General features: G+C 66.7%; 22 protein-coding genes. 17 read left to right on the forward strand and 5 right to left on the reverse strand.

What is annotated here, in order from left to right:
- Positions 1–29 precede the first annotated feature (29 nt).
- Positions 30–3,074, forward strand: coding sequence for a bifunctional proline dehydrogenase/L-glutamate gamma-semialdehyde dehydrogenase PutA (gene putA, locus SCH01S_RS00380; RefSeq protein ID WP_046346769.1), 3,045 nt, complete (start codon positions 30–32; stop codon positions 3,072–3,074).
- Positions 3,075–3,227: 153 nt separating this feature from the next.
- Here putA and SCH01S_RS00385 read toward each other — a convergent pair whose 3' ends face one another.
- From SCH01S_RS00385 to SCH01S_RS00395, 3 genes are read right to left on the reverse strand one after another with little or no spacing between them, the layout of a single operon-like run.
- A complete protein-coding gene (locus tag SCH01S_RS00385) occupies positions 3,228–3,959 on the reverse strand; it encodes an extensin-like domain-containing protein (RefSeq protein WP_046346770.1) in 732 nt (243 codons plus the stop codon).
- A 1-nt stretch (position 3,960) separates the two neighbouring features.
- A complete protein-coding gene (locus SCH01S_RS00390) occupies positions 3,961–4,614 on the reverse strand; it encodes an NUDIX hydrolase (protein ID WP_046346771.1) in 654 nt (217 codons plus the stop codon).
- Positions 4,611–5,507 carry a LysR family transcriptional regulator gene (locus SCH01S_RS00395; protein WP_046346772.1) on the reverse strand — a complete coding sequence of 299 codons (897 nt, stop codon included), beginning with the start codon at positions 5,505–5,507 and terminating at the stop codon, positions 4,611–4,613. The genes SCH01S_RS00390 and SCH01S_RS00395 overlap by 4 nt, the downstream gene beginning before the upstream one ends.
- 86 nt (positions 5,508–5,593) lie before the next feature.
- Here SCH01S_RS00395 and SCH01S_RS00400 point away from each other — a divergent pair, with 86 nt between their 5' ends.
- The 5 genes from SCH01S_RS00400 to SCH01S_RS00420 all read left to right on the forward strand — a co-directional run bounded on the left by SCH01S_RS00400 (position 5,594) and on the right by SCH01S_RS00420 (position 8,699).
- Positions 5,594–6,298, forward strand: a complete 705-nt coding sequence (locus SCH01S_RS00400) for a pirin family protein (protein ID WP_046346773.1) — start codon at positions 5,594–5,596, stop codon at positions 6,296–6,298.
- Between the two features lie 68 nt (positions 6,299–6,366).
- On the forward strand, positions 6,367–6,945 hold the full coding sequence (gene wrbA / locus SCH01S_RS00405; protein WP_046346774.1) for an NAD(P)H:quinone oxidoreductase: 579 nt from the start codon (positions 6,367–6,369) through the stop codon (positions 6,943–6,945).
- A 51-nt stretch (positions 6,946–6,996) separates the two neighbouring features.
- Positions 6,997–7,686: an RluA family pseudouridine synthase gene (locus SCH01S_RS00410; RefSeq protein ID WP_245612119.1), complete on the forward strand. Its 690-nt coding sequence runs from the start codon at positions 6,997–6,999 to the stop codon at positions 7,684–7,686.
- A complete protein-coding gene (gene arfB / locus SCH01S_RS00415; protein WP_046346775.1) occupies positions 7,679–8,092 on the forward strand; it encodes an alternative ribosome rescue aminoacyl-tRNA hydrolase ArfB in 414 nt (137 codons plus the stop codon). Before SCH01S_RS00410 ends, arfB begins: the two co-directional genes overlap by 8 nt.
- 121 nt (positions 8,093–8,213) lie before the next feature.
- Positions 8,214–8,699, forward strand: a complete 486-nt coding sequence (locus tag SCH01S_RS00420; RefSeq protein ID WP_046346776.1) for a free L-methionine (R)-S-oxide reductase MsrC — start codon at positions 8,214–8,216, stop codon at positions 8,697–8,699.
- On the opposite strand, the gene SCH01S_RS00425 is transcribed toward SCH01S_RS00420, so the two are convergent.
- Entirely contained in the window at positions 8,696–9,151 is a 456-nt protein-coding gene (locus tag SCH01S_RS00425) for a universal stress protein (RefSeq protein WP_046346777.1), read from the reverse strand. The genes SCH01S_RS00420 and SCH01S_RS00425 overlap by 4 nt on opposite strands.
- A gap of 125 nt (positions 9,152–9,276) precedes the next feature.
- On the opposite strand from SCH01S_RS00425, the gene SCH01S_RS00430 reads away from it, so the two are divergent.
- The 10 genes from SCH01S_RS00430 (at position 9,277) to queC (ending at position 18,497) form a co-directional block, all read left to right on the forward strand.
- Complete coding sequence (locus SCH01S_RS00430) at positions 9,277–10,608, forward strand: pyruvate dehydrogenase complex dihydrolipoamide acetyltransferase (protein WP_046346778.1); 1,332 nt, start codon at positions 9,277–9,279, stop codon at positions 10,606–10,608.
- Positions 10,609–11,106: an endonuclease domain-containing protein gene (locus tag SCH01S_RS15985; RefSeq protein ID WP_084689315.1), complete on the forward strand. Its 498-nt coding sequence runs from the start codon at positions 10,609–10,611 to the stop codon at positions 11,104–11,106.
- A complete protein-coding gene (lpdA, locus tag SCH01S_RS00440) occupies positions 11,099–12,493 on the forward strand; it encodes a dihydrolipoyl dehydrogenase (protein ID WP_046346862.1) in 1,395 nt (464 codons plus the stop codon). Before SCH01S_RS15985 ends, lpdA begins: the two co-directional genes overlap by 8 nt.
- Positions 12,494–12,652: 159 nt before the next feature.
- Complete coding sequence (locus SCH01S_RS00445) at positions 12,653–13,057, forward strand: cupin domain-containing protein (protein WP_046346779.1); 405 nt, start codon at positions 12,653–12,655, stop codon at positions 13,055–13,057.
- A gap of 75 nt (positions 13,058–13,132) precedes the next feature.
- A complete protein-coding gene (locus SCH01S_RS00450) occupies positions 13,133–13,744 on the forward strand; it encodes a DUF4142 domain-containing protein (RefSeq protein WP_046346780.1) in 612 nt (203 codons plus the stop codon).
- 178 nt (positions 13,745–13,922) lie between these two features.
- Positions 13,923–15,185, forward strand: coding sequence for a Xaa-Pro dipeptidase (locus SCH01S_RS00455; protein ID WP_046346781.1), 1,263 nt, complete (start codon positions 13,923–13,925; stop codon positions 15,183–15,185).
- A complete protein-coding gene (locus SCH01S_RS00460; RefSeq protein WP_046346782.1) occupies positions 15,182–15,772 on the forward strand; it encodes a phosphatase PAP2 family protein in 591 nt (196 codons plus the stop codon). The genes SCH01S_RS00455 and SCH01S_RS00460 overlap by 4 nt, the downstream gene beginning before the upstream one ends.
- A 116-nt stretch (positions 15,773–15,888) precedes the next feature.
- Complete coding sequence (locus SCH01S_RS00465) at positions 15,889–16,338, forward strand: hypothetical protein (protein ID WP_157032748.1); 450 nt, start codon at positions 15,889–15,891, stop codon at positions 16,336–16,338.
- A gap of 75 nt (positions 16,339–16,413) precedes the next feature.
- Positions 16,414–17,691 carry a dicarboxylate/amino acid:cation symporter gene (locus SCH01S_RS00470; RefSeq protein ID WP_046346783.1) on the forward strand — a complete coding sequence of 426 codons (1,278 nt, stop codon included), beginning with the start codon at positions 16,414–16,416 and terminating at the stop codon, positions 17,689–17,691.
- Positions 17,692–17,789: 98 nt separating this feature from the next.
- On the forward strand, positions 17,790–18,497 hold the full coding sequence (gene queC / locus SCH01S_RS00475; RefSeq protein ID WP_046346784.1) for a 7-cyano-7-deazaguanine synthase QueC: 708 nt from the start codon (positions 17,790–17,792) through the stop codon (positions 18,495–18,497).
- Between the two features lie 322 nt (positions 18,498–18,819).
- Here queC and SCH01S_RS00480 read toward each other — a convergent pair whose 3' ends face one another.
- The gene (locus SCH01S_RS00480) at positions 18,820–19,755 is read right to left on the reverse strand and encodes a tetratricopeptide repeat protein (protein WP_046346864.1); all 936 of its coding nucleotides are present in this window, start codon (positions 19,753–19,755) and stop codon (positions 18,820–18,822) included.
- 139 nt (positions 19,756–19,894) lie between these two features.
- Here SCH01S_RS00480 and SCH01S_RS00485 point away from each other — a divergent pair, with 139 nt between their 5' ends.
- Positions 19,895–22,402, forward strand: a complete 2,508-nt coding sequence (locus tag SCH01S_RS00485) for a cyclic nucleotide-binding domain-containing protein (RefSeq protein ID WP_046346785.1) — start codon at positions 19,895–19,897, stop codon at positions 22,400–22,402.
- The last annotated feature ends 1 nt before the right edge of the window (position 22,403 follow it).

Genomic DNA, 22,403 nt, shown 5'->3' on the forward strand with positions numbered 1-22,403 from the left:
AGCGCCCGGCAAGGGCGGTATCGAGAGCCATGGATTCCGCAACGTCATCCTTTGATGCTGAACTCAAGCGGCTGCATCGCGCGCCGGAACCCGAAGTCCTGAAGCCGCTGCTCGCACGTGCGCGACTCACGCCGGCCGAGCGCGAAGGCGCGGTGCAGGTCGCGCTCGGCCTGCTCGCCGACCTGCGCGCGGCGCAGTCGAGCGGCTGGGTCAACCAGTTCCTGCAGCAATACCGGCTGAACTCGTCCGAAGGCGTCGCGCTGCTGTCGCTTGCCGAGGCGTTCCTGCGCGTGCCCGATCCGGAAACGGCGGACCAGCTGATCGCCGACAAATTCGGCGACGCCGACTGGAGCGCGCACAAGGGCAAGAGTTCGTCGAAGCTGGTCAATACCGCGACTTGGGGCCTGATCGTCGGCAAGGCGCTGGTCAGCGATAGCGGGCAGGGCGGCGTGCTGCGCCGGCTGATCGCGCGCGCGGGCGAACCGTTCGTGCGCCAGGCGGTCGGCGCGGCGATGAAGATGATGGGCGAAGTCTTCGTGATGGGCCGCACCATCGACGAAGCAATGCGCCGGATGAAGAAGCCGGAGAACAGGGGTTTCACCGCCAGCTTCGACATGCTGGGCGAGGCGGCGCGGACCTTCCCCGACGGGCAACGCTATTTCGATGCCTATGCGAACGCGATCGATGCAGTCGGCACTGATCCGGCGGCCGGGCATTCGATCTCCGTCAAACTCTCTGCGCTGCACCCGCGTTATGAGGTGCCGCAATGGGATCGCTGCGTGCCGGCGCTGACCGAAATGCTGGAGGCTCTGTGCATCCGGGCGGCGCAGAAGGGCATCGCGCTGACCGTCGATGCCGAGGAATCGGAACGGCTGGAGATGAGCCTCGACATCATCTCGACCGTCGCGCGATTGCCCGCGCTGAACGGCTGGGACGGCTATGGCATGGCGGTGCAGGCGTACGGCAAGCGCTGCCGCGCCGTGATCGGCTGGGCCGACGCGCTGGGGCAGGAGACCGGGCGGCGGATGAACGTCCGCCTGGTCAAGGGCGCCTATTGGGACAGCGAGATCAAGCGCACGCAGGAAGCGGGACTTTCGGACTATCCGCTGTTCACGCGCAAGGCGGCGACCGACGTGTCCTATCTCGCGTGCGCGAAGGACATGCTGGCGGCCAAGGGCATCGCGCCGGCCTTTGCCAGCCACAATGCGCTGACCGTCGCGACGATCGTCGAATGGGCGGGCAAAAGCCGCGACTTCGAATTCCAGCGGCTGCACGGCATGGGCGAGGGGCTGTATGAGCGGCTGGTTCGCGAGGAAGGCTATCACTGCCGCATTTACGCGCCGGTCGGCGGACATCGCGACCTGCTCGCCTATCTGGTCCGGCGCTTGCTGGAGAATGGCGCCAATTCGAGCTTCGTGCATCAGCTGGCCGACGAGCGGCTGACCGACGAGGAATTGCTCGCCGATCCGGTCGAGAAGATCGCGAAGGTCGGCGGAGAACGGCACCCGAGCATCCCGCTGCCCAAGGACCTGTTCGCGCCGGAACGGCGGAACAGCGAGGGCGTGGACCTGCAGGACAAGGACACCCTGGCCGGGGTGGCGAGTGCGATTGCATCTTCTCCCCTCCCGCTTGCGGGAGGGGCCGGGGGAGGGCAGGTGCCTAACCCCAGCGCAAATGGGAAGGCTGTTCCCTCCCCTAACCCCTCCCGCAAGCGGGAGGGGGAGATGGTGGCCCGCGCCCAGGCCGCCTACCCCGCCTGGACCGCGCGCCCTGTGCACGAGCGCGCCGCCTGTCTCGAACGCTTGGCCGACCTGCTGGAGCAGCATCGCACCGAGCTGATGGCGGTCTGCGTGCACGAGGCGCGCAAGACGATCCCCGATGCGCTTGCCGAGGTGCGCGAGGCAGTCGATTTCTGCCGTTACTACGCCGAGCAGGCGCGCGGCTATCTCGTGCCGATCGAGCTGCCCGGGCCGACCGGCGAGCGCAACGTGCTGCGGCATGAAGGCCGCGGCGTGTGGGCGACGATCGCGCCGTGGAACTTCCCGCTGGCGATCTTCCTGGGCCAGACCGTCGCGGCACTGGTGGCCGGCAACGCCGTGATCGCCAAGCCCGCGCCGCAGACTCCGCGCATCGCCGCGCGCGCGGTCGAACTGGCGCACCAGGCCGGCATTCCGGAGGACGTGCTGATCCTGGCGCCCGGCGGCCCGGACGTGGGCGCGGCGCTGGTCGCCGATCCGCGCGTGGCCGGTGTCGCCTTCACCGGATCGACCGCGACCGCGCGCAAGATCGCGCGGGAGCTGCTGGCGAACGAGAACCGGCCGCTGGTGCCGCTGATCGCGGAGACCGGCGGCGTCAACGCGATGATCGTCGATTCGACCGCGCTCGCCGAACAGGTCGTGCAGGACGTGGTCACCTCCAGCTTCCGCTCGGCCGGCCAGCGCTGCTCGGCGCTCCGGCTGCTGCTGCTGCAGGAGGAGATCGCCGAGTCGACGCTGGAGATGCTGTCGGGCGCGATGGACACGCTGATCATCGGCGATCCCGCGGATCCGGCGACCGACGTCGGTCCCGTGATCGACCGCCAAGCCTATGACAATCTGATGGGCCGGCGCGAGGCGATGCGGAACAGCTGGATCAAGACCATCGATGTGCCGGCGGAAGGCAATTTCGTGCCGCCGACCACGATCCGGCTGCGGAGCATGGACGATCTCGACCGCGAATGGTTCGGGCCGCTGCTGCACGTCGCGACCTGGCGCGCCGGCGATCTGGAGCGCACGATTAGCCACGTGAACGGCAAGGGCTTCGGCCTGACGATGGGCCTGCACAGCCGCATCGCGCGCTCGGCGGAGACCGTGGAGGCGCTGGCGCGGGTCGGCAACCTCTACGTTAACCGATCGATGATCGGCGCGATCGTGGGCAGCCAGCCGTTCGGCGGCGAAGGCTTCAGCGGCACCGGGCCGAAGGCCGGCGGCCCGCACTATCTGCCCCGCTTTTGCGCCGAGCGGGTGACGAGCACGGACACGACCAGCTCCGGCGGCAACGCAACGCTGCTAAGCCTGGACGATATCGGCTTCTAAACACCCTCTCCCTGCAGGGGAGAGGGCGACTCGGCCCTGCGGGGCCGAGCGGGGAGAGGGTATTGGGCGCCGAGCCAACCACCCTCTCCTAGCTGCGCTAGGCAGCAAGCTGCCAAGCTCCGCTGTTCCTCTCCCCTCCAGGGAGAGGAAAGTTCACCGACACGCCCGCCACCCAAACTCCCCCCGCATCGCCTGATCCAAATGCAAATGGTCGTGGTGCGCAGCATTATAGTCGGGGCTCAGCACCGTCGCGAACAGCTTGCAGGCGCCGTCGCGAACCGCCCGCAGGAATTGCTGCTGCTTGAGCGTGCCGCCGTTCCAGTCCCGCGCGACCGTGATCCGGCGACCGTCGCTCAGGCGGAAGCCGGCGACGTCGATCGCGTTGGCCCGCGCATGCTCGCTCCAGTCGCCGGTCGAGCGGCCGTACATGCGGCGGCACGAATAGCTGCCGAAATGGTCGATGCCGGTGACGCGCGCGCCGAGGAGATGCTCGGCGGCGGGCTGGACGATCTGCTGTTCCCAGACCGCAAGTCCGGCCGCGACCGGGCAGGAGACATCGACCCGCTCCGGCCGAAAGCCGGCTGTGAGCGCGCCGCCTTTGGTCAGCCGTACCGCATCGTCATAGGCGCACTGGCCGGTGCCCGCAGCCGGCAGCGCGCGGTAGCGGACGCCGGCGCGGAACAGCAGAGTTTCGCATTTCGGCGTGTCGTCCCCCAGCGCGGCGATCTTGCGGCCGGTGAACAGGCCGATCGGCCGGGTGAGGTCGAGCTCGGTGAAGGGCGAGTCGGCAGGGTGGTCGTGGGTCCAGACCAGGTACCAGCAGATCAGCGCAATCAGGACGATTGCGATGATCAGCGCGCGGGCGAGGCGGCGCGCTGTGCGCATCTCAGCCCCGCATCACGCTCGTCCATCTCTCCGCCGTCACCGGGTAGCCAAGCCCGTCCGGAATGCAGAGCCACGCGCCGTCCTCGCGCTCTTCATGAAAGGGCGTGATCGGCACGATCGGGTGCGCGAGGGCATGGCTCACCGCCGCGTCGAAGCTGTCGAATTGGGCGAGGCGTTCGAGGTTGCGGCGGGTCGGGAAGATGATGTCCGCCTCGCCGCGGTCGCACATGGCGAGCACGTCGGCGGCGCTGGCCCAGAAGGCGCGGACGGTTTCGCCGCCATCGGCTTTTGGTTCGGGCGCGTCGGCCGAGACCCGCGCGATGTAGAAGCGCGTATCGAAATTGCGCGCCTGTCGGTGCTTGGGCAGCCAGCGAGCGAACGGAACCAGGTCGTGAATGCCAAGGCCGAAGCCGAAGCCGACTTCCTCGACCGTTTCGCGGATCGCGGCGATCCGCGCGGCAGCGTCGTCCTCCGAAAGCTCGGGATGCTGCACGGCATGGACGCGATCCGCAGGGTCGATCCGGCCGCCGGGGAAGACCAGGGCGCCGCCAGCGAACACCATTCCGGCCGCGCGCTGCGTGATCAGCAGCTCAGGCGGCTCACCGGCGCGATCGCGGAAAAGGACGAGCGTGGCGGCGGGAATCGCTTCGATCATTGCCCGGACTTGCCGGAGAAATGCGCAACAAGAAAGCGGATCAGCGCCTCGACACGCGCCGGCCGGAGCGGGTTGGGCGGCGTGACGAGATGCAGTGCGATCGGAGGCGCCTGCCAGTCGTTCAGCACTTCCTCGAGCGTTCCTTCGGCCAGGTCCGGGCCGACGATGAAGTCGGGCAGCACCGTGATGCCGAGCCCCGCGCGGAGGGCGGGGAGCATCGCCTCGCCGCTGCTCGAGCGAAGCGGCCCCTCCGGCTTGATCGAGACCTGTTCGCCGCCGGGCCCGGTAAAGCGCCAGGTTTCATTGTTCGCGTACAGGATGCAGCGATGCTCGGCGAGCTCGGCCGGATGGGCGGGCCGGCCGTGCGCGTCGAAATAGGCGGCGCTTGCCACCACATGCGCCCGGATCGGCATCAGCCGACGCGCGCGCAGCGAACTGTCGGGAAGCTGCGCGATGCGGAGCGCGACGTCGACGCCCTGCTCGACAAGGTCGATCTTGCGGTCGTCCAGGCAGAGGTCGATCGTGATACCGGGGCTATCGGCAAGGAATTGGGCGATTGCTGGGGCGACCCGCTGCAGGCCGAACGTCATCGGCGCCGCGAGCCGAACCAGCCCCTTCGGCGCACTGGCGGCGTCGCTCGCCTCTTCTTCGGCGCAGATCGCTTCATCCATGATCCGGCGCGCGCGCGGAGCGAGGGCGCTGCCGGTCTCGGTCAAAGTCAGCTTGCGCGACGTGCGATGGAACAGACTGGCGCCCAGATGCGCTTCGAGCCGGGTGACGGCTTTCGACACCGTGGCTTTAGACAGCCCGAGCGCACGCGCGGCGGCGCTGAACGAGCGGTGCTCGACCACGGCGGCGAAAATCGCCCAGGCTTCGAAGTCGGGTAGGCGCATATATCGAAACGATGCGTTTCCGAGGTTTCTCTTTCTGATCCGATCCTGCGCCCTATCTTGGTCGCAAGCAAGTCGGGAGACTGACAATGATTGAGAAACGTTCGTTTGAAAGCCTGGGGCATGCCGATCACGGTTGGCTGAACGCCCGGCACCATTTTTCTTTCGCCAATTACTATGACCCGAGCCGGATGGGCTGGGGCGCGCTGCGCGTCTGGAACGACGACGAGATTGGCGCGAACAGCGGCTTTCCGCCGCACCCGCACCGCGACATGGAGATCATCACCTATGTCCGGAAAGGCGCGATCACGCACCAGGACTCGATGGGCAACACCGGCCGCACGGAGGCAGGCGATGTCCAGGTGATGAGCGCGGGCACCGGCGTGCGTCATGCCGAGTACAACCTCGAACCCGAGACGACCACGCTGTTCCAGATCTGGATCGAGCCGAAGCGGACCGGCGGGAGCCCGAGCTGGGGTGCCAAGCCGTTCCCGAAGGGCGATCGGTCGGGCAGGTTCGTGACGCTCGCCAGCGGCTTTGCCGACGAGATCGAGGCAGGGGCGCTGCCGATCCGCGCCGATGCCCGCGTCCTCGGCGCGACGCTGAAGGCGGGCGAGAGCATCGATTATCCGCTCGGGCCCGGCCGGCACGCCTATCTGGTGCCCGCGACGGGGGCCGTCGATGTCGACGGAACCGCGCTCGACGCTCGCGACGGCGCCGCGCTGACCGGCGGCGAGACCGTGCGCATTACCGCCCGCGAGGACGCCGAGCTGGTGATGGTCGATAGCGAATAAACCGCAAAACAGGGACAGTCCCTATTTATCGAAAATAGGGACTGTCCCCATTTTTGGGAGACTGCGAAATGACGAAGGTTCTGGTCCTTTATTACTCCACCTACGGTCACATCGCGCAGATGGCGGATGCCATCGCCGAAGGCGCGCGTGAGGCCGGTGCCGACGTCGATGTGCGCCGCGTTCCCGACCTTCCGGGCATCCAGGTCGCCCGGCCCGATGCGCCGGTCGCGACGATCGACGAGCTTGCGAATTACGACGCGATCGTGGTCGGCACCGGCACCCGCTTCGGCCGGATGAGCGGGCCGATGGCGATGTTCCTCGACCAGGCCGGCGGCCTCTGGGCGTCCGGCGCGCTGAACGGCAAGGTCGGGGCCGCGTTCACCTCCTCGGCGAGCCAGCATGGTGGGAACGAGACCACCTTGTTCTCGATCATCACCAACCTGCTGCATTTCGGGTTGACGGTGGTGGGGCTCGATTACGGCTATTCCGGTCAGATGGGCCATGAGGAAGTGGTCGGCGGCGCTCCCTATGGTGCGACGACCATTGCCGGGGGCCGGGGAGAGCGCCAGCCGACCGACGCGGATCTGGGCGGCGCGCGCTACCTTGGCCGGCGCGTGGCCGAGACGGCGAAGAAGCTGTTCGGCTGAACTTCTCCCCTCCCGCTTGCGGGAGGGGGCGGGGGTGGGCATGTCAGCTTGGTGCAAGACCAGCCGATCCCACCCCCAGCCCCTCCCGCAAGCGGGAGGGGAGCGATTCCCATCCTCTACATCGACGCCGAAGCGCTGGTGATCGACAAGCCGGCCGGGCTGCCGGTCGACCGACCCAAGGACGGCACGCCCGCGCTGGCCGACATGGTCGACGATCTGCGCTTCGGGTTCGCGCGGCCGCCGGGGCTCGTGCATCGGCTCGACCGCGACACCAGCGGCTGCCTGCTGCTCGCACGAAATCACGGCGCCCATCGGCGCTTCTCGGCCGCCTTCGCGAATGGTGAGGTGCAGAAGACCTATTTCGCCGTGCTCGAAGGCGTGCCGGACACGGAGGAGGGGGTGATCGAGCTGGCCCTGTCGAAGGTCAGCACCGCGGCGCAGGGCTGGCGCATCATTCCGGCGAAGAAGGGTAAGCCTGCCGTGACGCGCTGGACCGCCATCGACGTAAAGGACGGCCGCGCGCTGGTCCGGTTCGAACCACAGACCGGGCGGACGCACCAGTTGCGCGTTCATGCGGCGAGCGGGCTCGGGCTGCCGATCGTCGGCGATCCGACCTACGGCAAGGGCGGTCCGGCGATGCTGCTTCACGCGAGCCGGATCGTCGTGCCGCGGCACAACAAGCCGGCGATCGACGTCGAGGCGCCGCTCCCCGAGCGGTTCGGGGCCTTCGCGCATGGCTAAGGTCGAATGGCCGCCGCTGCCCGAAGATGCGCTCGAGGAACGCTTCCTCGCCGCGACGGGCCCCGGCGGACAGAATGTCAACAAGGTGGCGAGCGCGGTCCAGCTGCGGCTCGACGTGTTCGCGCTCCGGCTGCACCCCGACGTCTATGCGCGGCTGAAGGGGCTCGCCGGCAGCCGCTGGACCAAGGAAGGCGAGGTCGTCGTCACGGCGCGCGCCCACCGCACCCAGGACGCGAACCGCGCCGAGGCCCGCGAGCGCTTGGCGGAGCTGGTCGGCAAGGCGCATCTGTCGCCGCGCAAGCGCAAGGCGACGAAGCCGAGCAAGGCGGCCAAGGCAAAGCGGGTGGATGCGAAGAAAGAACGGAGCGCGGTGAAGGCGGGGCGGGGCAAGGTGCGGCTGGACTAACTGCTCGTCACCGAGTTCCTTATGGTTTGGGCTGAGCTTGTCGAAGCCCTCCCTTTCCTTGCTGAGCCACCGTAAGAGGAAGGGAGGGCTTCGACAGGCTCAGCCCAAACCGGAGTTTCATGTGTATCACTTCCAAGTCAGTAGCGGTTCCAAGACCGAGCTCTACGACGACCTGCTGTCCGCGCTCGATGCGCTGACGGCGGACGAGCCGGACCCGATCGCCAACATGGCGAACGCGGCGGCTTTGCTGTTCGAATATCTGCCCGATCTGAACTGGGCGGGTTTCTACCGCCTTGTCGGCGATGAGCTGGTGCTCGGGCCCTTCCAGGGCAAGACCGCGTGCATCCGGATCGCGATGGGCAAAGGCGTATGCGGGACGGCTGCGGCGACGAGGGAAACGCAGCTCGTTCATGACGTAAACGCGTTCGCCGGGCACATCGCCTGCGATGCCGCTTCGGCCTCCGAATTGGTCGTGCCGATCGTCGAGCAAGGCCGGCTGATTGGCGTGCTCGACCTCGACAGTCCGAACGCGGGCCGGTTCGACGCCGGCGATGCGGCGGGATGCGAGATGCTGGTGAAGCTGCTGGCGCCGCGGATCGCGGGCTAAGAGAGTCGATCCACCGCTTCCGGGGTCAGCGAACCCGGAATGATCATCACCGGGCACGGCATCTTGCCGACATCGGCACCCGCGAAGTGGGAGACGAGCGGCCCGGGTGCGCCGGTGGCGCTGGCGCCCAGCACCAGCGCGGCGACGTTGTCGTTCTCAGACAGCAATTCCCTGACGACCTGGACCGGATCGCCCTGACGGACCAGGATCGCGGGCCGGATGCCGGCTTCCTCGAACAGGCTGCCCGAAACGCTCGCGACCAGGCCCTCGGCGCGCTGACGCGCTTCGTCTTCCATCGTCGCCTGCACGCCGCCCCAGGCGACGAACTCGGCCGGCTCGATCAGGGCCAGCACCAGCACGGTGCCGCCGGTCTTTGCCGCGCGCCGGGCCGCGAAGCGCAGCGCGATCGCGGCTTCCTCGGTATCGTCGATCACTGCCAGATAGGTGCGCATCCGCGTGCCCCGTGCCCCCGTTTGCCCGACAGGTGGCGCATGCGGCGGGGAAGCGCAATATCTTGACCGGTCCCAAGCCTTGGTCGAAGGGGGCTCCAACGATCCAGAATAGCAAAGGGACCTCCATGCCGATCGAGCTCAAGATGCCGGCTCTCTCGCCGACGATGGAGGAAGGCACGCTGGCCAAATGGCTGGTGAAGGAAGGCGATACGGTCAAATCCGGCGACATCATGGCCGAGATCGAGACCGACAAGGCGACGATGGAATTCGAGGCGGTCGACGAAGGCACAATTGCGAAGATCGTCGTGCCGGAAGGCACCGACGGCGTGAAGGTCGGTGCCGTGATCGCCCTGATCGCGGGCGAGGGGGAAGACGCGTCCGCCGCTGCTTCCGCGCCGGCGCCCAGTCCCTCTCCCGCGAAGGCGGGAGAGGGACAGGCCGGCAAAGCCGGCCAGGGTGAGGGCAGCGCCGCGCCAAGTCCCTCACCCTCCCAATCGGCTGGCGCCGATCGGGCCCCTCCCTCTCCCGCAAAAGCGGGAGAGGGGCTAGAAGGCCGGGTAAAGGCATCGCCGCTCGCGCGACGCATGGCGGAGGCGAAGGGCATCGACCTGGGCGCGCTGCAGGGCTCCGGCCCCGGCGGGCGGATCGTGAAGGCGGATATCGAGGGCGCGCAGCCAGGCGCCGCGCCGAAGGTGGCTGCCGCGCCGGCCGCTGCGCCCGCACCTGCTCCGGCCCCGGCCGCACCCGCCGCGCCTTTCGAGACCGAGATCCCGCACGAGGCGGTCAAGCTTTCCAACATGCGCAAGACGATCGCGCGCCGCCTGACCGAAGCGAAGTCGACGATCCCGCACATCTACCTGACGGTCGATATCCGCCTCGACGCGCTGCTCAAGCTCAGGGGAGAACTGAACGGCGCGTTGGCTGCGCGCAACGTCAAGCTGTCGGTCAACGACCTGCTGATCAAGGCACTCGCGGTTGCGCTGAAGCAAGTGCCGGAGTGCAACGTCAGCTTCACGCCGGACCAGTTGATCAAATACAGCCGCGCCGATATCTCGGTCGCGGTGTCGATCCCGGGCGGGCTGATCACGCCGATCGTCACGAATGCCGACGGTAAGGGCGTGGCTGCGATCTCGTCCGAAATGCACGAGCTCGCGAGCCGTGCGAAGGACGGCAAGCTCCAGCCGCACGAGTATCAGGGCGGCACCGCGAGCCTGTCCAACATGGGCATGTTCGGGATCAAGCAGTTCGAAGCGGTCATCAACCCGCCCCAGGGCATGATCATGGCGATCGGCGCCGGGGAGAAGCGGCCGTACGTGGTCGACGATGCGCTCCAGATCGCGACGGTGATGAGCGCGACGGGCAGCTTCGACCACCGCGCGATCGACGGCGCGGACGGCGCGCGGCTGATGAAGGTGTTCAAGGAATTGGTGGAAGCGCCGCTGGGGATGGTGGCGTAGATGCAGCACGCGCCGGACCCCAGCCCCTCTCCCCTTGCGGGAGAGGGAGGGGCCCGCCGCGAAGCGGTGGGAGGGAGAGGGGATGCCGAACTCCTCGCCCGCGCGAAATGGATGCGCGCACACCCGACTGAAGCGGAAAAGCGGCTCTGGTCGATGCTCCGCGTGAAACGGCTGGCAGCGTTCAAGTTCAAGCGTCAGGTGATCCTTCGGCCGTATATCGTCGATTTCATCTGTTTCGAGCGGCGGCTGATCATAGAAGCCGACGGCTCCCAGCACGCGGACAACAAGTATGACGAACGCCGGGATGCTTTTCTGCAAGGCCAAGGTTTCGAGATTCTGCGGTTCTGGAACAATCAAGTTCTAGGCGAGAGCCTAGAGGTTGCCGAAGCGATCTACGCCCGACTGATATCCCCCTCTCCCTCCCACGCCTGCGGCGTGGGCCCCTCCCTCTCCCGCAAGGGGAGAGGGGCTGCCAATGGAGCCTCCGAACGTGCCTGACACCTACGACCTCATCGTCCTCGGCTCCGGGCCCGGCGGTTATGTCGCCGCGATCCGCGCGGCGCAGCTGGGCCTCAAGACCGCGATCGTCGAGCGGGAGCTCTTGGGCGGCATCTGTCTCAACTGGGGGTGCATCCCGACCAAGGCGCTGCTGCGGTCGGCCGAGGTGTTCCATTACATGCAGCACGCCAAGGATTACGGGCTGGTCGCGAACCAGATCAGCGCCGATCTGGAAGCGGTGGTGAAGCGCTCGCGGGGGGTGGCGAAGCAGCTGAATCAGGGCGTCACGCACCTGATGAAGAAGAACAAGATCGACGTCCACATGGGCGACGGCAAGCTTACGGGCAAGGGCAAGCTCAGCGTCACCAAGGATGGCAAGACCACCGAGCTGACGGCCAGGAACATCATCGTGGCGACCGGCGCCCGCGCGCGGGACCTTCCGTTCGCGAAGGCCGACGGTAAACGCATCTGGACCTATCGCCACGCGATGACGCCGCCCGAAATGCCGACCAAGCTGCTGGTCGTGGGCTCCGGCGCGATCGGGATCGAGTTTGCGAGCTTCTACCGGGACATGGGCGCGGACGTGACGGTGGTCGAAATGCTCGACCGGCTGGTGCCCGTCGAGGATGCCGACGTGTCTGCCTTCCTGGAAAAGGCGGTCAAGAAGCAGGGCATGACGACGATGACCGGCGCGGGCGTCGAGAAGCTCGAGGTCTCCCCGGACGGCGTCAAGGCGTCGATCAAGGGCAAGGACGGCAAGACCGTCGCGCAAGAGTTCAGCCATGTGATCGTCGCGATCGGGATCGTGCCGAACACCGAGAACATCGGCCTAGAGGCGCTCGGCGTGAAGACCGATCGCGGGCACATCGTTACCGACGGCATGTGCCGCACCAACGTGGAGGGCATCTACGCGATCGGTGACGTGACCGCGCCGCCCTGGCTGGCCCACAAGGCGAGCCACGAAGGCGTGATCGCGGCCGAGGCGATCGCGGGCAAGCACCCGCACGCGATGGACCCGAAAAACATCCCCGGCTGCACCTATTGCCGGCCGCAGATCGCCAGCGTCGGCCTGACCGAAGCGAAGGCGAAGGAAGCGGGCTACGAAGTAAGGGTCGGCAACTTCCCGTTCATCGGCAACGGCAAGGCGATCGCGCTCGGCGAGCCGGAAGGCTTTGTGAAGACGGTGTTCGACGCGAAAACCGGCGAGCTGCTGGGTGCCCACATGATCGGCGCCGAAGTTACCGAGCTGATCCAGGGCTATACGGTGGGCAAGACCGGCGAGCTGACCGAAGCCGAGCTGATGGAAACGGTGTTCCCGCACCCGACCTTGAGCGAGATGATGCACGAAAGCGTGCTCGCCGCCTACGGGCGGGCGCTGCATATTTGACGGTCCGACAGGACCGTCACCCCGGACTTGATCCGGGGTCCACCTTTCTTCCTGCCGTAGCCGTCAAGGCAGGTGGATGCCGGATCAAGTCCGGCATGACGGGTTGGGGGAACACGCGCGCGGCTTTCCCGTTACTCCGCCGAACCGAACGGAGGGCACATGAAACAGGGTTATGTCGATGACATCCAGCGGGCGACGCTGGACAACGAAACCTTCCGGACCGTGCTCTACACGGGCGAGCATCTGCAGCTCGTCGTGATGACGCTGAAGCCGGGCGAAGAGATCGGCGAGGAAGTGCATGAAGACCGCGACCAGTTCTTCCGCTTCGAGCAGGGCTCGGGCGAAGTGCTGATCGACGGCAAGGCCAACCCGGTCGAGGACGATTTCGGCGTGATCGTGCCCGCCGGCGCTCGGCACAATGTCCGCAACACCGGGGCTGCACCGCTCAGATTCTACACGCTCTATGGTCCGCCCGAACACAAGGACAAGGTCGTCCACCGGACCAAGGCACAGGCCGAAGCCGATCACGACAACGATCATTGGGACGGTCGAACGACTGAGTAGGCAGCGCTCGTTTCACCGCGATTCCGGGAACATCGGCACAGGCGCGGCGTTCGGCGGCTCTGGAGGAGAGAGCCCATGAAGAAGTTCGTCGCCCTTTCAACGGTCGCTGCCCTGGCGATGGCTTTGGCCGCCTGCGGATCGAAGAACGACACCGCCAACGAAACCAATATGTCCGACAATCTGGCGACCGCGAACGAGACCGGCGCCATCGACAACAACATGATGGCCGCGAACGACATGAACGCAACTGCGGCGATGCCGATGACGGCGCAGGCGTTCGTCGACGCGGCTTCGGGCACCGATGCCTATGAGATCGCCGCCGCCAAGCTGGCGCAGAACAAGTCGAGCGATGCCAAGGTGAAAAGCTTCGCGGCCGACATGATCAAGGATCACACCAAGTCGACAGCCGACCTGAAGGCCGCCGCTGCCAAGGCTGATGGTCACCCGATGCCGTCCGGCATGATGACGGCCGAGCAGCAGGCGAACATGACCAAGCTGCAGGGCCTGAGCGGCACCGACTTCGACAAGGAATATGCGAGGCAGCAGGTCGATGCGCACCAGAAGGCGCTCGCCGCGCTTAAGGGCTATGCAAGTGGCGGTGATTCCCCGCCGCTGAAGGACTTCGCGAGCAAGACCGCGACGGTGGTCGAGCACCATCTCGACATGGCGCAGAAGCTGCCAATGTAGCCATCACCCTCTCCCGTCGGGAGAGGGTCGACTCGGCGAAGCCGAGCGGGGTGAGGGCGACTGGCCTTGTTGCCCTCATCCTTCCGCCGCTCCGCGGCTCCCTCCCTCTCCCGTCGGGAGAGGGACTTGTTTGGTGATCCTCGCCCTTCTAACCCTCCCGCATCACACGGGAGGGACCATGATCCGCACTCTGCTTCTCGGCGCGGCGCTGCTTGCCGCGCCGGCTTCTGCCGAAACCGTCGTCGTCACCGCGGCCAAGATGGTCGACGTGCTGGCTGGAAAGACAGTCGACAATCCGGTGGTCGTCATCACCGACGGGCGGATCGCGTCGGTCTCCAGCGGCGGCGCGGTGCCGGCGGGCGCGAAGCATATCGATCTGGGTAGCAAGACCATCCTCCCCGGCCTGATCGACATGCACGTGCACCTGACCAGCCTGGCGGAAATCGGCGGCTATCGCGGGCTGCGCTATACGGACAGCTTCTGGCAGGCGGTGGGCACCGCCAATGCGAAGAAGACGCTGGAGGCGGGCTTCACGACGGTCCGCAACGTCGGCTCGGCCGATTTCGACGATGTCGGGCTGATGCAGGCGATCGACGGCGGCTGGATTCCGGGTCCGCGCATCGTGCCCGCCACCTACGCGATCGGCGCGACCGGCGGCCATTGCGACGAAAATGCGCTGCCGCCTTCCTATGACAAGAAGCAGGCGTCGGTCATCAACTCGCCCGAGGAAGCGCGGGCAAAGGTGCGGTGGCTGCACAAATATGGTGCGAAGGTGATCAAGATCTGCGCGACCGGCGGCGTGTTTTCGATGGGCGACGCGGTCGGTGCGCAGCAGCTCACCTATGACGAGATGAAGGCGATCGCGGACGAAGCGCACATGCTGGGCCTGAAGGTCGCCGCGCACGCCCACGGCGCCGACGGCATCCGCGCCGCGATCCAGGCCGGCATCGACACGATCGAGCATGCCAGCCTGGCCGACGACGAGGACATCAAGCTGGCCGCGGCGAAGAAGACCTGGTTCGACATGGATATCTATAATGACGACTATATTCTGGCGACGGGCACTGCGAACGGCACCGAGCAGGAAAGCCTCGACAAGGAAAAGATGATCGGGCGGCTGCAGCGCGAGACGTTCCGGAAGGCGTTCCGCGCCGGCGTGCCGATGCTGTTCGGGACCGATGCCGGCGTCTATCCGCATGGCCAGAATGCGCGCCAGTTCGCCAAGGAAGTCGAATGGGGCATGACGCCGATGCAGGCGATCCAGTCGGCGACCAAGAGCGCGGCCGAAGCGCTGGGCCAGACCGGCGACGTCGGCGCGATCGCGGTCGGTCGCTACGGTGACATCATCGCGGTGGATGGCGATCCCACCCAGGACGTTCGCACCCTCGAGCACGTAGCGGTGGTGATCAAGGGCGGCGAGGTGGTGAAGTCGGTCCCGTGACGGGCAAGCTTCGTGCCGCGCTCATCCTGTTCGCGGCCGTGCTGGCGCTCGGGATCGGGCTGGAGGTCGGCGGCACGCCCGCGGTCGATTTCTGGCTTTCCCGTCTGGCTGCCGCCGGGCGGACCCAGAGCGGTGTCTGGCTGGCCCTGTCGACGATCGGCGCGGGCGAGATCCGTGCTGCCGTCGGGCTGCTCGCCGCCGCCTTTCTGTGGTTCAGGAGCCGCGGCCGCGACGCCGTGCTTCTGCTGGTTGTGGCGCTTGTCCAATCGGGCACTAACAGCGCGCTGAAGGCGCTGTTCGCGCGCGTGCGGCCGGAGCTGTACACCCACCTCGATCGCACGTTCGACCTCAGCTACCCGAGCGGCCATGCGGCCCAGAATGCGGCGCTATACCTGCTGATCGCCTTGCTGATCGATCGCAGATTGCTGTGGATCGCGGTTCCGCTCGCGATCCTGATCGGCTGCTCGCGGGTGGTGCTGGGCGTCCATTGGCCGACCGACGTGCTCGGCGGCTGGATGGAAGGCGTGGGTTTCGCGCTGCTTGGCGCTCATCTCTCGCAGCGGCTTGCCAGACGGTCTCTTTCGTGATGATTTGATCGCGTTCACGTCGCCGCGAGAGCATCGGGGCCGCAGGTGACGACGCGGGCCAGTCGCGTAAGGCTCGGCGGGCAAAGGGCCTGCCGGAGAGAACGGGGAACCTGATCATGAGAAAGCTGATGCTTGCCGCGGCGCTTGCCGCGTTGCCGCTGTCGTTCACCTGTGCCGCGCCCGCCTTTGCCCAGGCGAGCAGCTACACGCCCGGCTCGTTCTGGGATGTGACGGGGATCAAGTTCAAGGAAGGTGGCGCCGAAAAGTATCTCGATTGGGTCGCGACCGAGTGGAAGAAGCAGCAGGAATTCGCCAAGTCGAAGGGCTGGATCGAGGATTATCAGGTCCTCGCCAACACCTATCCGCGCAACGGCGAGCCGGACATCTATCTGATGACCAAATACAGATCGGTGCCCGATGCGGCCGAGCAGGCGCGGCGGGCGGCGGCCTTCGAAGCCTTCGTCAAGATGGACCCGCACCAGGCGGACGCGCAGATGGCTGAGACGCGCACGCCGCTTCGCACGATCATGTCGACGACGCAGCTCCAGGAAGTGAAGCTGAAATGAGGGTTCAGCCGCGCTGTTGCGGCTGACAGAAAAGCTTGGTTGGAGCCCGAAGGCGGCGGCGCCAGATCGGCAGCCATGGTACGTGCTTCCTTCGGGCTCCAGATCGGGGCGGCAATGCTGCTCGGGCTTGCCGCCGGCTTTGTCGCGCGCGCATTGCCCGATGCGAGGGGATTGACCACCGCACTCGACCTGATCGGATCGAGCTTCGTCCAGCTGCTGAAGGTGCTGGTGCCGCCGCTTGTCTTTGCGTCGATCGTGTCCAGCATCTCGAACCTGCGCGCGCTGTCGAACGCGAGCCGGCTGGTGACGCAGACGCTGCTGTGGTTTGGGATCACCGCGCTGATCGCGGTGTCGATCGGCATCGCCCTGGCGCTCGTCATTCAGCCGGGCGTGGGTGCAGGCGCCGACGCGGCGGCTGCGGCGGCGCCGCGGACCGTCGGCACCTGGCTCGATTTCCTGAAAGGACTGGTCCCCGCCAATGTGCTCGGCCTCGGCGCCTCGACCAAGCTGGTCGACGGTGCGCCGAGCACCAACCTCGGTTTCAACGTGCTGCAGATCGTCGTGATTTCGGTCCTCGCCGGCATCGCGGCGCTGAAGGTGGGAGAGGCAGGCGAGCCGTTCCTTGCCTTTGCGCGCTCGTTGCTGGCGGTCGTTCGCAAGCTGCTCGCGTGGCTGATCGCGCTGAGCCCGATCGGCGCGTTCGGCCTGTTCGGCCATGCGGTCGCGACCTATGGCTGGGACTCACTCGCGCGGCTCGGCTGGTTTGCCGGCGCCGTCTATCTCGGGCTCGGCCTCGTGCTGCTGGGCGTGTACCCGGCGCTGCTGGTGCTGCATGGGCTCAGCCCGGCACGGTTCTTCCGTGCGGCGCTGCCGGCCATCCAGCTCGGTTTCGTGACGCGCTCGTCGATCGGCACCTTGCCCGCCACCGAAGCGGTCGCCGAACGCCTGGGGGTCGACCGCAGCTATGCAAGCTTCGCGGTCCCGGTCGCGTCCACGACCAAGATGGACGGGTGCGCCGCCATCTATCCGGCGATCGCCGCGATCTTCGTCGCCCAATTCTATGGCCTGCCGCTGGGGCTGACCGACTATGCGTCGCTGGTGCTGGTCTCGGTGATCGGATCGGCGGCGACGGCGGGCCTCACCGGCGCGCTGGTGATGCTGACGCTGGCGCTGTCGACCCTCGGCCTGCCGCTGGAAGGCGCCGGCCTGCTGCTTGCGATCGATCCGATCCTCGACATGGGCCGCACCGCGGTGAACGTCGCGGGCCAAGCGCTCGTCACCTACATCGTCGCGCATCGCGAAGGGTTGGTGACGGGGGATGCTCTCGATCCCGCTTTGGTTCCTGCCGAATAACACCGTTCGCTTCGAGCGAAGTGGAGAAGCGCAGGCTCGGAGCCATCGCTTCTCCACTTCGCTCGAAACGAACGGAATTTGGCGGTAGGGGCGCACGCATGACCCTGCAATCCGAACCCGCGCTTGTGCTGTTTTCCGGCGGGCAGGACTCGGCGACCTGTCTCGCCTGGGCGCTGGACCGGTTCGCGCGCGTGGAGACGGTCGGGTTCGACTATGGCCAGCGGCATCGGGTGGAGCTCGATTGCCGCGCTTCGCTGCGCGACGGCATGGGCAAAGTCTGGCCGGGAAAGCTTGGCGAGGACCATCTGCTCGACCTGTCGCTGCTCGGCCAGATCAGCGACACGGCGCTGACCCGCGACGCCGAGATCGCATTTGATGCGGACGGACTGCCGAGCACGTTCGTGCCCGGGCGCAACCTGATCTTTTTCAACCTGGCCGCGGCGATCGGCTACCGGCGCGGCATCCGCCACCTGGTCGGCGGCATGTGCGAGACCGATTATTCGGGCTACCCCGACTGCCGGGACGATACGCTGAAGGCGCTACAGGTGGCGCTTGGTCTCGGACTCGACCGGCGGATCGTCATCCACGCGCCGCTGATGTGGCGCGACAAGGCCGCGACCTGGGCGCTCACGGCCGAGCTGGGCGGCGACGCGTTGGTCGAGCTGATCCGCACCGAGAGCCACAGCTGCTATCTGGGCGACCGCGGCACGCTCCACGACTGGGGCTATGGCTGCGGCACCTGTCCGGCGTGTGAGCTTCGGATGCGGGGGTGGCGAGACTATCGCCGGAGCAGATCCTCCCCTTAGAGGGGAGGGGGACCGCTCGCCGAAGGCGAGTGGTGGAGGGGTGTCGACCTTCGAGTTTTATCCTCGGCCTCTGACACCCCTCCGTCGCGCTGCGCGCGCCACCTCCCCTCTAAGGGGAGGATTTTCCCGTTCGCGACAATTTGCGACACTTTCCTGTGACGGCCGACATAGGTTTGCGACCTTTGACGGCGATATACTGATCCCAGACAGCGCGGCACCCCTCCCCGCTGTCTGAACCAAGACAGGGTCACCCCTCCCTGTCTCCTAGGACGACCCCAGTCCGGGCCTCGCTCCCCACCCCAGGAGCGGGGCCCTTCTGGTTTCAGGCGCCTGGAACCCCAAGCGTGCGCGCCGCCTGGACGAGGTCTGCGCGCGAGTCGGGATTGGCGGCGATCGCCTGTTGAAGCGCCTGGGCGGCTTCGCGGCCCTGGCCCAGCATCATGCGACTGCGGATCAGCATCATCCAGCGGTCCGGCTGCTTCGGATCGGCCTGGAGCTTGGCGGCAAGCCCGTCGACCATGCCGCGGACCATCGCCTCCTGCTGGCCGGACGGAAGCTGCGACGCCGCGGCCATCTGCTCGCGGCTTGGGCCGGGGATGCCGTTGAGCGCCGCGGCAGGGCCGGCGGGAGCCGCGGGCGCGAGCGGCTTCAGCGCGGCCAGCCTGTCCTTGACGTCGATCTTCTCCTTCGCGGCGACCTGCTCGATCGTCTTGCGAACATCGGCTTCCCAGGGTGCACCCGATGGCGAGTCTTTCAGCAAGGCGAACCAGGTGTCGATCGCTTCCTTGTGCCGGCCCGCCATGTCCTGCTCGACGCCGATGAAATAGCGGGAGCGCGGGTCCTTCGGGTCGATCGCCAGCGCCTTCTTGAACGCGGCGGACGCATCGGCCGGAATCTTCTCACCCGATCCGGCGAGCACCAGCGCCTCGCCCAGCGAAGACCAATATTCGGCGTTCTTCGGCGCAAGTTGGGTCGCCTTCTGATAGGCCATCGCGGCTTCGGCGAATTTGCCCGTCTCGAAGAACGACCATCCGAGCATCCGCCACCCTTCGGCGTCGTTCGGATTGGCCTTCAATTTGGCTTCCAGAGACGAGATCATCGTGTCCACGTCCGCCTGGGGGCTGGCCGAAGCCTGGGCGACGGGCGCGGGGGGTGGAGCGGCTCGGTTCCGCGATGCGGCGACGCCCACCGCGACGATTGCGATCGCAGCCGCCCCGAACAGCGCGAGGCGGGAAGCAGGGATAGTCCTCTCAGTCATTGCCATTCCGTCGTTTTTTGTGGCCTCAGTCACTAGCGAACCGATCGGACTTTGGTAAGAAGGGGTGGGGCCGCACCATTGTCCGATACCGGCGAGAACCGGACGGGCAGGTCAGTGTGATTTTCTGGGGGGAAGAGGCGTGTCGGACGCTTTCCGCATCGCAATCGTGGGATCGGGACCTGCGGGCCTCAGTGCGGCCGGCCGGGCCGCAGAGCTGGGCCTGAGCCATGTGCTGCTCGAAAAGACGGACCATCTGTCCGACACCATCTACAAATACCAGAAGGGCAAGCACGTCATGGCGACGCCGGTGCAGCTTGCCCTGCGTTCGCCGCTCGATTTCGATGCTGGCAAGCGCGAGAAGGTGCTCGGCACCTGGGACGAGCAGACCGCCAAGCATGGCGTGAACGTCATGCATCACGCCGACGTGAAGGCGATCACCGGCGCCAAGGGCGACTTCACGCTGAAGCTGACCGACGGCCGCGAAGTGAAGGCGGAAACGGTGATCCTGGCGATTGGTACCCAAGGCAATCCGAACCTGATGCGCTGCCCGATCGAGGACGGCGCGGTGGTCCAATACACGCTCGACGATCCAGCAGAATATAATGACGAGCACATCACCGTCGTCGGCGGCGGCGATGCGGGCATCGAAAATGCGCTGGGTCTCGCCGCCGAGGTCGCCCAGGGAAACGTCGTCAGCCTGTGCAACCGGTCGGCGGAATTCTCGACCGCGAAAGGGCCGAACGTTGCCGCCCTGCTCGGCGCGCGCGACGCCGGGCGGATGCAGGTGCTGACCGAAAGCACGCCGGCAAAGGTCGAAAAGGGCTGGATCACGTTCGACACGCGCGACGGCGAACTGAAGATCCGCTGCGACCGCGTGATCGCCCGCATGGGCTCGGCGCCGCCCCGCGCGTTCGTCGAGGCGTGCTGCGCCGAGTTCGAGGAGAAAGAGGACCCGCGCAATCCGGGCAAGATGATGCGCGGCGTGAAGGCGGGCACCGGCGTGCAGTTCACCAGCAACGATCGGCTTGCCTATCCGGTGCTGTCGCCGACGTTTGAATCGACCGTGCCCGGCATCTTCGTGATCGGTGCGCTCGCGGGATACCCGCTGATCAAGCATTGCATGAATCAGGGCTATGACGTCGTCGAGTTCATCAACGGCAATACCGCGCTGAAGCCCGCCGACGAGCCGATCCTCGAAAAGAAATTCGCGGGCCTGCCGAAAGGCCGCGACGTCGCCGAATGGTTGGAGCTGCTGCGCACCAATATCGGCATTCTCCAGGGTCTTTCGCCGCTGCAGATGCGCGAGTTCATGCTCGATTCCGACGTGCGCATGTATCGGCCGGGCGAAGTGATCTTCGTTCGCGGCGCGCGCGAGGATTCGCTGTTCGCGATCGCCGAAGGGTCGGTGCTGGTCGAAATCAATCCGCAGGACCCGTCGATCACCGTGCCGATCGGCACCGGCGAAATATTCGGCGAGGTCGGACTGATCTCCGGTCGCACGCGCGGCGCCACGATCCGCGCGGCCGAGAAGAGCATCATCGTCGAGATTTCGCGCCTCGCCGCGCTGCGCCTGCAGCGCCAGGTGCCGTCCGCACAGAAGGAAATCACCCGCATCTCGATCGAGCGGCAGCTGCTGCAGCTGTTCAAGGCCGGGTTGACCAAGGAGGACGTCGCCGAAGTCGTCGCCGGCGCCGAGGTCAGGACCGTCAAGGCCGGCGAAGCGGTGATTACCGAGGGCGAGCAAGGCAGCGACGTGTTCGTGATCCGCTCAGGCTCGATGATCGTCGAGAAGACGGTCGGCGGCAAACCCGTGTTCCTGAGCTATGTCCCGGCCGGCTCGTTCGTCGGCGAGATGGCGCTGATCGACGGCGGCCTGCGCACGGCAACGGTCAAGGCCGCGATCAAGGCCGACGTGATCCGCCTACCCGGCGAAGCCTTTGCCCGGCTGATGGCGAGCAAGCCCGCGCTGGAGCAGCGCGTCCGCCAGGACATGGAAGCGCGGCGCATCGTCAATTCGTTCGTCGAGGAGCGCAAGCACAGCTTCTCGGGCGCGGTCGACCTGTATTCGCAGACGGCGAAGTTCCTGATCGACGAGGGCATCGGCGAAGCGACCGACGTTCTCCTGATCGACGAAAATCTCTGTGTCGGTTGCGACAATTGCGAAAAGGCCTGCGCCGACAGCCATGACGGGCTTAGCCGGCTCGATCGCGAGGCGGGCAAGACCTACGCCCACCTGCACGTGCCGACCTCGTGCCGGCATTGCGAGCATCCGCACTGCATGGCCGATTGCCCGCCCAACGCGATCCATCGCGGGCCGGACGGCGAGGTGTTCATCGACGATACCTGCATCGGCTGCGGCAATTGCCAGCGCAATTGCCCCTATGGCGTGATCCGGATGGACAAGGTTCCGCCCAAGAAGCCGTCGTTGCTCAGCTGGTTGTTCCTCGGCCTCGGACCGGGACCAGGCGAGCCGAGCCACGAATGGTCGGTCGAGAATTCGAAGGGCGAGAAGCCGAAAAAAGCGATCAAGTGCGACATGTGCTCGGGGATCGAGGGCGGCCCGGCTTGCGTCCGCGCTTGCCCGACCGGCGCCGCGATCCGTGTTTCGCCGGACGAATTCCTGACGGTGGCGCGACTGGAGGCGTGAC

Origin of the sequence: Sphingomonas changbaiensis NBRC 104936, from assembly GCF_000974765.1 — a bacterium.
GTDB lineage: Bacteria > Pseudomonadota > Alphaproteobacteria > Sphingomonadales > Sphingomonadaceae > Sphingomonas_B > Sphingomonas_B changbaiensis.

Coding starts and splice junctions, on each gene's coding strand:
- putA (WP_046346769.1), top strand. CDS start 30: ATGGATTCCGCAACGTCATCCTTTGATGCTGAACTCAAGCGGCTGCAT.
- SCH01S_RS00385 (WP_046346770.1), bottom strand. CDS start 3,959: ATGCGCACAGCGCGCCGCCTCGCCCGCGCGCTGATCATCGCAATCGTC.
- SCH01S_RS00390 (WP_046346771.1), bottom strand. CDS start 4,614: ATGATCGAAGCGATTCCCGCCGCCACGCTCGTCCTTTTCCGCGATCGC.
- SCH01S_RS00395 (WP_046346772.1), bottom strand. CDS start 5,507: ATGCGCCTACCCGACTTCGAAGCCTGGGCGATTTTCGCCGCCGTGGTC.
- SCH01S_RS00400 (WP_046346773.1), top strand. CDS start 5,594: ATGATTGAGAAACGTTCGTTTGAAAGCCTGGGGCATGCCGATCACGGT.
- wrbA (WP_046346774.1), top strand. CDS start 6,367: ATGACGAAGGTTCTGGTCCTTTATTACTCCACCTACGGTCACATCGCG.
- arfB (WP_046346775.1), top strand. CDS start 7,679: ATGGCTAAGGTCGAATGGCCGCCGCTGCCCGAAGATGCGCTCGAGGAA.
- SCH01S_RS00425 (WP_046346777.1), bottom strand. CDS start 9,151: ATGCGCACCTATCTGGCAGTGATCGACGATACCGAGGAAGCCGCGATC.
- SCH01S_RS00430 (WP_046346778.1), top strand. CDS start 9,277: ATGCCGATCGAGCTCAAGATGCCGGCTCTCTCGCCGACGATGGAGGAA.
- SCH01S_RS15985 (WP_084689315.1), top strand. CDS start 10,609: ATGCAGCACGCGCCGGACCCCAGCCCCTCTCCCCTTGCGGGAGAGGGA.
- SCH01S_RS00445 (WP_046346779.1), top strand. CDS start 12,653: ATGAAACAGGGTTATGTCGATGACATCCAGCGGGCGACGCTGGACAAC.
- SCH01S_RS00450 (WP_046346780.1), top strand. CDS start 13,133: ATGAAGAAGTTCGTCGCCCTTTCAACGGTCGCTGCCCTGGCGATGGCT.
- SCH01S_RS00455 (WP_046346781.1), top strand. CDS start 13,923: ATGATCCGCACTCTGCTTCTCGGCGCGGCGCTGCTTGCCGCGCCGGCT.
- SCH01S_RS00465 (WP_157032748.1), top strand. CDS start 15,889: ATGAGAAAGCTGATGCTTGCCGCGGCGCTTGCCGCGTTGCCGCTGTCG.
- SCH01S_RS00470 (WP_046346783.1), top strand. CDS start 16,414: ATGGTACGTGCTTCCTTCGGGCTCCAGATCGGGGCGGCAATGCTGCTC.
- queC (WP_046346784.1), top strand. CDS start 17,790: ATGACCCTGCAATCCGAACCCGCGCTTGTGCTGTTTTCCGGCGGGCAG.
- SCH01S_RS00480 (WP_046346864.1), bottom strand. CDS start 19,755: ATGACTGAGAGGACTATCCCTGCTTCCCGCCTCGCGCTGTTCGGGGCG.